This is a genomic window from Amycolatopsis ponsaeliensis (assembly GCF_030182635.1).
Lineage (GTDB): Bacteria > Actinomycetota > Actinomycetes > Mycobacteriales > Pseudonocardiaceae > Amycolatopsis > Amycolatopsis ponsaeliensis.
The window spans coordinates 1-1409 of record NZ_JAPZLD010000116.1 but is presented as its reverse complement, the minus strand read 5'-3'; the positions used below and the strand labels follow the sequence as shown (position 1 = coordinate 1409).

The 1409-nt window shown below is 67.4% G+C and carries 1 protein-coding gene; it reads left to right on the top strand.

All coding sequences use genetic code 11. The features are described from left to right. The first annotated feature begins 231 nt into the window (after positions 1-231). On the top strand, positions 232-1395 hold the full coding sequence (locus QQ657_RS56460) for an IS110 family RNA-guided transposase (RefSeq protein ID WP_284750742.1): 1164 nt from the start codon (positions 232-234) through the stop codon (positions 1393-1395). Positions 1396-1409: the final 14 nt, after the last annotated feature.

Below are 1409 nucleotides of genomic sequence, written 5' to 3'. Positions count from 1 at the left end.
CATCGGCTACTTGTTGAATGGCGGTACGACCGATGCCGGGCCAGGCTCGGTCGAGGTGTTCGACGGGTGGCTCTCTCATCGGCTGCCCACCACGCTGTCGGGTGTGGCTCACTCATGGCGTGCCTCCCGTCGGACACCGTGGCGGGATGTGGCTCGAGAGGGGTCTGCTCAGCTCGAAGTAGCGCTGCCCACCTCGCCTGATACCAACCCAGGTACAGCGAGGAGAGCAGCGTGACACCAGTGATCATCGGCATGGATCCGCACAAGCGGTCCGCCACCATCGAGATCATCGACGAACGCGAGCACGTGCTGCACACGGGCCGGTTCGGCACCGATCAGGCCGGCTACCACCGCATGCTGGCCACCGGTCGCCGGCATGCGCAGCGGTTGTGGGCGGTGGAGGGCTGTCAGGGCATCGGCCGTCATCTCGCGCAGCGCCTGGTCGCCGACGGCGAGACCGTGGTCGATGTGCCGGCGAAACTCTCGGCGCGGGTGCGGGTGTTCGCCACCGGCCAGGGCCGTAAGACCGACCCGGTCGACGCGCACTCGATCGCGGTGGTCGCGTTACGCACCAAGGGTTTGCGGCTCGTTCAGGTCGATGACGTGACGGTGGCGCTGCGCTTGCTGGTGGATCATCGTGACGAACTGGGTCACGCTCGCACCCAGGTCGTCAACCGGTTGCATCGCCTGCTGCTGGAGCTGCTTGCCGGTGGGGCGAAGAAGTTCCTGTCCGCCACCCAGGCCCGCGCGCTGCTGGCCTCGGTGCGGCCGCGTGACGTCGTGGGCAGGACCCGCCGGCGGCTGGCCGCGGACCTGATCACCGAGCTGGACCGCATCGACAAGCGGATCAAGACCGCCAACACCGAACTGGGTGAGCTGGTCGCCTCCACCGGCAGCACACTGCTGGAACTGTTCGGGATCGGCCCATCCAGCGCCGCCCGGCTGCTCGGCGACATCGGTGATGTCGGCCGATTCGCCGACAAGGGACGGTTCGCGTCCTGGAACGGCACCGCACCGTTGGAGGCGTCGTCTGGTGATCGTCGTCGGCACCGGCTGTCGCGGGCGGGAAACCGCAGGATCAATCGGGTGCTGCACGTGATGGCCATCGTCCAGCTCCGTCACGACACACCCGGCCGCGCCTACTACCAGCGCAGACTGGCCGACGGCAAGACAAGTATGGAAGCGATGCGGTGTCTGAAACGCCGGCTGTCCGACGTCGTCTACCGTCGGATGGTCCGCGACGCGGAGCGCTTGGCGGCAGGTTCGGGAGGACATTCGGGGGCGGCTTCTGACTCCAGCGCGGCTGACCTGAGCCCCGTGGTCAGCACTTCGGAACAGTCACTTCCCGAGCCTGCCGACTACAAGGATAGGGCAGCGGCTTCCTCGTCTGCTTGACACAGAGGGGAGCC